This window comes from Longimonas sp., assembly GCF_046498435.1.
Classification (GTDB): Bacteria; Bacteroidota; Rhodothermia; order Rhodothermales; family Salinibacteraceae; genus Longimonas.
This window is the reverse complement of sequence record NZ_JAWOAR010000280.1, coordinates 1-8,285: the sequence shown is the minus strand read 5'-3', so window position 1 is coordinate 8,285 and position 8,285 is coordinate 1. Positions and strand designations below refer to the sequence as shown.

Here is an 8,285-nt window from a genome sequence, read left to right as displayed (position 1 = left end):
GCTCGATTGCCAGGGCGGTCTCATACCTGCGGCGGGCGGCCAACATCAGCCCCAGAAACACCGCCATCCAATCGGATTTAAAGAACGCCGAGATTTATCAAATCGCCTTCAATAATTTTATTGACATGAACTGGGTCCAGGCGATCAATTATTTTAACCAGATCATCGCCACGGACGCCAATTTTGCGGGCGGCAATGCCAAGATCTTGCTGTTTGAGGCGTACTATGCGGTGGGCAAACAGTATTACGAGAGAAAGCCGAGGCGCACCACATCGTAGAATGAACTGCTGACCACCTCCATCAGCGCCTCGCGTTCCTCTGGAGACTTCAGGACGTGGCGGTACACCACGTCGCTGTACGCATCCATGATGGTGGCGATACTTATCGCTGACAGCAGATGAAGCCCAATGCGCGATACGGAGCGCGCTGGGCCCAACCCGGTGCGGCTCGACAGCCAGAAAACCAGCGGCGTGAACAGCGCCCACAGCACGTAGATTGACATCCGCCACGCAATGTCGGGAAAGCCTGTGATAGGCGGACGGGCGGTACGGTCGGGATCAATAAAAAGGCGGCCTACGACCAACGAGGCAAACACGAACCACACCGCCATGATTGCGGCGAATTCCATCCAGGTAGATCGTCGGCGATACGTGTCAGGCATCGCAGCAGGCATAGGCAGCATACAGGTACAGGAACGCAAACATAAGAAGTAGCCGGTTGCGAATGTATCGTACTTGATACGCCAGTATAATATTCCAAACGGCGGGTCTGTTCGTTACGCAGCACGCAAGGTTGGTAACAGCACGCGTAACCGGGACGGTGCACCGCTCATAACAGTAACAGTACCGACCCAACAAGGATCACACCGGTCGATGCGTTTCTCGATGCGTCTCTCATCGTCTAAGGCAGTGCGGTCACCTGGATGGTGCAGGCATAATGTTGCAGGTACGGCATACCGTCGCCAACATCGTTATAATCTTCGATGGCTGTATCAGGTACGTTCATGGCCTACTTGTCTGGCGGTTACTTGTCTGGCGGTTACGCCCACTGTACAACGCAACGTTAAGACACCGACGGGCAAGGCCATAGCGCAAGGGCCATAGCGCAAGGGCCATAGCTCATAGATGCTCCAGCACTTTCTGTTCACCGATAATCGCTAATTCGCTCCATGAAACACATAGTTAAGTACATTGCAGTGGTCATAGCGTTTGGATTGCTGGCTGGATGCGGAGGGGCTGACGACGAGGGCCGGTCAGGACCTCCCGGAAGATCAACAGGCGATCAGGAGCCGCCTTCTGTTGAAACCGTGCTGTCGGAGTTTGGGGGGCTGCCGCTGGAGGCACGTGTGAGCGGTACCGTACAGGCACAGAACCAGGTTGAGCTTTATCCCGAAGTGAGCGAGCGCGTGACCGACGTGTATGTAGAAAGCGGCGATTACGTTGAAGAGGGGGCCGAGCTGGTTCAACTGCGCGACCGTTCGTACCAAGATCGCTTGCGCCAGGCCGAGGCGTCGTTGCGCATTGCGCGTGCCGATGAGCGCTCAGCTCGGGCCTCGTTGGCAGAGGCCCAAGCCCGTCTGGACCGCACCGAACGGCTGGTGCAGCAAGAGTTTGAGAGCACGCAGCAGCTTGAAAGTGTACGCGCCGAAGTCGAATCTGCCGAAGCCAATGTAGACCAGGCCGAGGGGCAGGTGGAGCAGGCTGAGGCAACAGTGCAAGAACGCCAGGCCGAGTTGGAAGAAACGGTCATTCGTGCGCCGTTCAGTGGCTATGTGGGCGAGCGCAGCGTACAAATTGGGCAGCGCGTTGACACAGGCACCTTGCTCTTCACGATAGGCAGCCTCGACCAGGTGCGTGTACGCGCCTCCATCTCAGACCGGCTCTACAGCCAAATTCGCAAGGGCCAACGAGTCGAGGTGCTCCCAGACGGCAACGCAGATGAGGCCGTGCAGGCCGAGGTCAGTCGGATCTCGCCCTTTTTGGATTCGAGTAGCTATAGCGCCCGCGTCGAGATTGATGTCGATAACAGCGAGCAGCAGTTGCGTCCGGGTATGTTCGTGGAAGTGAATATTTTTTACGGCGAAAGCGACCAGGCTACACTCATCCCCCGAAGCGCTCTGTACAACAACCCGCGCACTGGCGAGAACGGGGTATTCGTGGCCTCGGAGTTGGGCGAGGAGATGTCGATTGAGATGACGTCAGACGGTGATGAGGAGACGGATCTCACCGAGCCAACGCCTATGCAGTTTCAACCGGTTGATGTCGTAGCCGAAGGCCGCGAGGTGGCTGGCGTGCGGGGCATCGATCCGGGTACGTGGGTCGTCACGGTCGGCCAAGAGCTGCTCATACAGCGGGGAGGCGATGTGGATGCCCGCGTGCGCGCTATGGAGTGGGATCGCATTATGAGCTTGCAGCGCCTGCAAGACCAAGACGTGCTGCGCGACTTTATGGAGCGCCAGCAGCGCATGGCCCAGGAGCGCTTCTCCGATGATCGCGACGTGCCGTCCGACTCGGCCACCGACGCAGACACCAGCGCTTCGTCCTCATCGTCGTTCCGTACCGCCCGGTCTGACTCTTCGTCTCCTGCCAGCTGAGTGTGCCATCCGCACTGTAGTACAGCCGTTGTTTTCTGCTTCTTCCCTGCTGATCCCCGTATTTGCGTCTTATGGCCTCTCTTACCAACGTATCCATTCGGCGCCCGTTGGCCACCAGCATGTTCTTTCTGGTGATCATTACGCTTGGCATTGTCAGCTTTCGGTATCTGCCGGTCGATTTGCTACCAGAGGTTGAGTACCCGCGCCTCATTGTGGCTACTGATTACCAAGATGTGGGCCCCGAAGAGATGGAGCTGCTCGTAACCGACCCCATGGAAAACGCCATGTCGGGGGTGCCGGGCGTAGAGCGCCTCACCTCGTGGTCGGATCAGGGCGGCAGCCGCGTGAGCCTTGAGTTTGCGCAGGGCACCAACCTGAACGTAGCCATCAACGATGTGCGCGACGCGATGGGCGATGTGCGCGACCAGTTGCCCGACGAGGTCGAGCCCCCACGCATCTGGCGGTTCGATCCGAATCAGACCTCGATTGTGAGCATCGCCGCAGAGTCGCGCCACGACCTGGAAACGCTCACGCGCATCCTGAATCGCGATCTATCCAAACGGTTCGAGCAGGTGCCGGGCGTGGGTACCATTGAACTGAGCGGCGACATTAATCGCGAGATCCGCGTGAATCTGAACCGCGATCGCCTGCAAGCGCTCAACCTGACCGCCGACGAGGTGCGTCAGGCGATTGCCAACGAAAATGTAGTCGTAGGAGGCGGGAACGTCAAAGACGGACTCAAAGATATGTACGTCCGCTCGCTTGGCGAGTACACCTCGGTCAATGAAATTAGCCGCACGGTGGTGGCCTACGACGAGGGCACGCCCATTCGCGTTATGGATATAGCCGAGGTCGAGGATGGCTACGAGGATTCGTTTCGCATGACCGAGCTCAACGAAATGCCTGTCGTGCAGATGCGACTGCAGAAGCAGAGCGATGCCAACACGGTGGCGGTGGCCGAGGGCATTCGGGCCGAGGTGGAGCAGGTTAACGCAGAGCGCGATGACCTGGAGCTTACGGTCGTCAGCGATCAGAGCACCTTCATCCAAGCCTCCATTGACAGCGTACAAACGTCGCTGCTGTGGGGGGCGCTGCTGGCTATTCTGGTGCTGTATGTGTTTCTGCGCAACGGCTCCACCACCTTCGTCATTGCGCTGTCGATTCCCATTTCGGTCATTGCCACCTTCGGACTGCTCTACTTTGGCGGACTTACTTTGAACATCATGACCTTTGGCGGGCTGGCGCTGGGCGTGGGGCTCATTGTGGATAATGCCATTGTGGTGCTCGAAAACATTGTGCGGCATCGGGAAGAGAACGGCCGGAGCCTGCCGGATGCTGCATCTATTGGCACGCGCGAGGTTGGCGGAGCCATCGTGGCATCGACCCTTACCACGTCGGTCATTTTCCTTCCGCTCGTGTTTGCGCAGGCCTCAAGCGCCTCGCTCTTCCAGTCGCTGGCCCTGGTGGTGGTCTTCTCGCTGGTGTGCTCGCTCTTTGTGGCGCTTACCCTGGTGCCCATGCTGTCGAGCCGCTTTCTCAACATCGAAGCCCACCCCGATCCCGATGCGCGCTCGGGTTTTCAGCAGTGGTTTGCTCGCCTCGAACATGCGTACAAAGAGCGCCTGCGTACCGTTGTGCAATATCGCAAAACCGTATTTGGCATCACAGCCATTCTGCTCGCCGGTGCGGTTGCGCTCTGGCCGCTGCTCCCCGTCGAACTGGCCCCGCAGACCGACGCCGACGAGATCCGCATCGACATGGGTATGGATTCGGGCACGAATCTGGCAGTGGTGCAGTCGTACCTGCAGGAGCTGGAGGCTGTCGTGAAGCCGCTCATTCCTGAAGAAGATACACGGTTTGTGACGACCGAGATGCGCTGGGGCCGCGCTCGCATCGACATTGCTATGAAACCGGAGAGCGAACGCTCCATCGATCCTTCCGATCTGGCGGCGCAGCTGCGCGACGAAATCGAAGGCGTGGTGCCCGGCGTGGATACCCGGGTGCGGGCGCGTACCGGACTTTGGGTGCTACGCCGGGCGTTCAGCAGCGGCGGCGATGGCGAGCAGGAGCTCGAAATCGAACTGCGCGGTAACGACCTGCAGCAGGCGCAGATCATCGGCACCGACATTCAGCGCCGCCTGGAGGCGCTCCCCGACATCGCCAGTGTCGATATGGATGCCGACGATGAGGGCACGCCCGAGGAGAACATCCAGTTCGACCGCGAGCGCATCGCGCAAATCGGACTAAACGTGCAAGATGTGGCCAGTGCGATCCAAACAAATCTGTCGGGCGCGGTGGCCGGGCAGTTCCGTGTGGAGGGCGATGAGTTTCCCATTCGCGTGCGGCTGCGCCCGGAAGACCGCCTTACCGTGCAAGATCTCGACAATATTTCGGTGCGCACCTCCGACGGAGCTACTGTTCCCGTTTCCTCGCTCGTAACCGTAGAGCAGGGCCGGAGCCCTGGCACCGTGCGGCGTATCAATGGACAGCGCGTTACGTACCTGGAGGCCACACTGGCCGAAGATGCAACGCTCAACGAAGCGGTGAAGGCGGCCCAGCAAGCCGTTGCCCAGATGAATCTGCCCGAGCAGTTCTCCGTCACGTTCGGCGGCGAGTACCGAGAGCAACAAGAAGCCCAGCGCGACTTTCTAATCTCCATTCTGATGGCGCTTGTGCTCATTTACATGGTCATGGCTGGGCAGTTTGAACGCTTCCTGGATCCACTCATCGTGATGCTTTCGGTGCCTCTTGCGCTTATCGGTGTGGTGCCCACGCTTTTCCTGACGGACACAACGGTCAACATCCAGAGCATTATGGGGTTGGTTATGCTCATCGGGATTGTGGTGAACAATGCCATTGTGCTGGTTGACTACATCAACATTATGCGCCGCGAGCGCGGACTCCCAATGGTTGATGCCGTCATTGAAGCCGGGCGGTTGCGCTTGCGTCCTATTCTGATGACGGCGCTCACAACCATGCTCGGGCTCTTCCCTCTGGCGCTCGGGCTTGGGGCTGGAGGCGACATCCAGGCCGCGCTGGCTCGGGTGGTTATTGGCGGGCTCTTTGCCTCAACGCTCATCACACTGGTGCTCATTCCTGTAGCGTACATCACCGTTGAGCGAGCCGCCATCCGGGTCCGCAGCTACCTGCCAGACTGGTCGTGGCTGCCCGAGCCCGGTCCGGGGGTTGACGTGCAGCCCGCAAAGTCGTAATGCCCACTCCGTCCGCCGCATTGCGGTGGTGCGTCCCCCAGAACACCGAATGTACTTCGTCAGTCGGCCTCATGTGAGGATGGGTGGTGTGAGGATGGGTGGTTTCTCGCGTTCATACGTTCGCCCATCCCTCCATCCCTGCATCCCTGCATCACCGCAGCATGCGGCGTTGGTATACCGCCAAGATCATATCCAGATGTTGACCAGATGCCGAAGCGACCGGGTAGGGCGTCCTAAAAGACTGGCTGGATTGTTCTACCTGCACATCATTAAAAAGCAAGAAGTCAATCAGACGAGCAGGTTGGTGGGGGCTGATCTGAAATGGTGAATCTGCCGGAATGACATATGCAGCGGGAAATTCCTGAATCATCAGATCCTCATATTGTGGATAATCAGGCAATAACTCGGGGGGAATGGGTTGTTGCAGCAAGTCCAGATAACCGCGCCGGAATATTTCGACCTGATCGTGAATCATCCCCTGTCTGTTCTCAGCTACATATTTTAAAGCTCCCCATACTGCAGCATATTGGGCATCAACACCGCGCTCATCACGGTAGGGGGTTTCCAGCGTATGACCATACGCACCGTGATACATCGCATACATGGGAGTATAGCTCATAGGCCAATCATCCCATCCTAATCCACGGTCCCGGTATGGAATTTGTGCGGCAAATCCGGTTTGGAGAAATAATTCAGATTCCATGGCCTCGGCCTGAGCCAATGCCCATTTGATATACAAGTCGTACTCATAGTTTGGATTATGAGGTGGTGTGCAAGGTTCGATCAACATTGGGTCTACAAATCCGTGTAAATCCAGAACAACCATGGGATTCCACTCAGTGAAAACTTTTACCGTTGCTTTGGTTTCCGGTTGGGTTTGGGAGATGAAATCTCGGTTGATATCGAAGCCGTTAACGTTACTTCGGGTACCCAATACACGTCCGTCCGGATTTTGAACTACATTTACCAACAGGATCACATTTTCAAGTATGGTTTTCACCTCCTCGCTGTCCCCATAGGCAAGAGTTTCAATCAACCTTATGGATGCATCTACACCGGGGTATTCTCCTCCATGGATGCTGCCGTTTATGTAAACAGGTACTTTGAAATCACCGAATTTGTCTATCATGGCCTGGGCCTTTTCGGGTTCTTTGAGCATGGTTTTTCTTATGGCCTGATATTGCCCCAGACGTCCCATGGCTTGTGGATCAGAAAGCGTCACTAGAAATAGATTTCGGCCTCCGGCGGATTGGCCAATCACATCGACTTTGACCCGATTGCTGTTTTTTTCAATTTCGCGGAGTTTAGGCGCAACTTCTGAATATAGAATAGAATCATAATACGGAGATGGATTTTCAACCTCAGGAGTAACATTCCACCAGGAACCTCCAGATGGAATTTTAGCATTGCTTCCATTACCAGCCATTAAATGAGAAGGCATAAACATCAACAAAAAACCCAAAAAGAGCACTAACATCAATTGTTGCCGGATTTTAAAATTTGATGGCACCATATTCTTCTCCTTTCCAAAAAGCGTTAAAGGAATGGCTTCACAATGAAGCATTTAAGATGTTATGAACACTCGGTGAGATTATCTAATTTAACAAATCAAATACTTTATCTGCTGGAGAACTAAAAAAAACAGCCGAAATACCTTATCAGGCAACCCGGCTGTCTCGTGAAGACCCGTGGCATTCCGTCCCTGCTTCTCAACAGGTTTGGCTTTTTCCACTAATTTAGTTGATTATGATTATATAGAAAAAAATTATTTGTCAACGAAAAATAATCAAGATCATTTCACTAAATCAGTAATTTACTATTTTGTTTGGAGATAAGACAGCCGGCATCCGGTCATGAATATCTTTCAGGCATTCGCTGGCATCCCTTGTGATGATGCTACAGGATCTGTAGAGTTCGTCTTCACGGTCCTTGTCTCTCCAGGTTTCCCAGAGACCGGCGAAGGCAAAGGGCTTCTCATCCGGCAACGTGATGAAGAAAGGCTGCTTATCCCCCTTAGGACCTTTCCACTCATAGAAACCATCTGCGGGTATGAGACATCTTCTTTTCCGGAAGGCATCCCTAAAACCGGGTTTGGATGATACCGTTTCCATGCGTGCATTGATCATCTTATATCCGGTGGAGATATCCTCGGCCCAATGCGGTACCAGACCCCAGTGAAGTTTTTCCAGCACGTTTAATCCTTCCTGGTGGACTATGGCAAGGATTTCCTGGGTGGGAGCAACATTATAGTTGGGTGTGACTTCAGTCAATATTTTGTCTATCGGAAAATGCCCTTTAAGTTGTTCAAGGTTGCTGAATTCTACGAATCTGCCGCACATGATCTGGGGTCCTTTTTTTTTGCCTGAGGCTGTTTCTTTCTTTTAAGGTAAGTTGGTGTAGGGCTCATTGTCAAGATGGGGCTGAGAAACGAAAGTTGTTTTTCCATTTGGCAAAATATTTCAGCGCCGGCGGCGATGGAT

Annotated in this window: 6 protein-coding genes and 1 riboswitch; of the genes, 3 read left to right on the top strand and 3 right to left on the bottom strand. The window is 55.1% G+C overall.

The window, feature by feature from the left end; translation table 11 throughout:
- Positions 1 to 278, top strand: a 278-nt coding sequence (locus R6U20_RS10980; protein WP_410337900.1) for a hypothetical protein, incomplete at its 5' end; no start/stop codon positions are given.
- Here R6U20_RS10980 and R6U20_RS10975 read toward each other — a convergent pair.
- Positions 245 to 673: a hypothetical protein gene (locus R6U20_RS10975; RefSeq protein WP_410337899.1), complete on the bottom strand. Its 429-nt coding sequence runs from the start codon at positions 671 to 673 to the stop codon at positions 245 to 247. The two genes, R6U20_RS10980 and R6U20_RS10975, sit on opposite strands and share 34 nt — an antisense overlap.
- 495 nt (positions 674 to 1,168) lie before the next feature.
- Between R6U20_RS10975 and R6U20_RS10970 the strand changes: the two genes are divergently transcribed.
- Positions 1,169 to 2,593: an efflux RND transporter periplasmic adaptor subunit gene (locus R6U20_RS10970; RefSeq protein WP_410337898.1), complete on the top strand. Its 1,425-nt coding sequence runs from the start codon at positions 1,169 to 1,171 to the stop codon at positions 2,591 to 2,593.
- Between the two features lie 71 nt (positions 2,594 to 2,664).
- Entirely contained in the window at positions 2,665 to 5,805 is a 3,141-nt protein-coding gene (locus tag R6U20_RS10965; protein WP_410337897.1) for an efflux RND transporter permease subunit, read from the top strand.
- A gap of 151 nt (positions 5,806 to 5,956) precedes the next feature.
- Here the strand turns inward: R6U20_RS10965 and R6U20_RS10960 are convergent, their stop codons facing one another.
- Positions 5,957 to 7,369: a M14 family zinc carboxypeptidase gene (locus R6U20_RS10960; protein ID WP_410337896.1), complete on the bottom strand. Its 1,413-nt coding sequence runs from the start codon at positions 7,367 to 7,369 to the stop codon at positions 5,957 to 5,959.
- A 94-nt stretch (positions 7,370 to 7,463) separates the two neighbouring features.
- Positions 7,464 to 7,538: riboswitch (cyclic di-GMP riboswitch) on the bottom strand.
- Positions 7,539 to 7,610: 72 nt separating this feature from the next.
- Entirely contained in the window at positions 7,611 to 8,144 is a 534-nt protein-coding gene (locus R6U20_RS10955; protein WP_410337895.1) for an SOS response-associated peptidase, read from the bottom strand.
- Positions 8,145 to 8,285 lie beyond the last annotated feature (141 nt).

What these genes read in the sequence shown, in the direction of transcription:
- R6U20_RS10960 (WP_410337896.1), bottom strand. Translation starts at nt 7,369, where the DNA reads ATGCTTCATTGTGAAGCCATTCCTTTAACGCTTTTTGGAAAGGAGAAG.
- R6U20_RS10970 (WP_410337898.1), top strand. Translation starts at nt 1,169, where the DNA reads ATGAAACACATAGTTAAGTACATTGCAGTGGTCATAGCGTTTGGATTG.
- R6U20_RS10975 (WP_410337899.1), bottom strand. Translation starts at nt 673, where the DNA reads ATGCCTGCTGCGATGCCTGACACGTATCGCCGACGATCTACCTGGATG.
- R6U20_RS10955 (WP_410337895.1), bottom strand. Translation starts at nt 8,144, where the DNA reads ATGTGCGGCAGATTCGTAGAATTCAGCAACCTTGAACAACTTAAAGGG.
- R6U20_RS10965 (WP_410337897.1), top strand. Translation starts at nt 2,665, where the DNA reads ATGGCCTCTCTTACCAACGTATCCATTCGGCGCCCGTTGGCCACCAGC.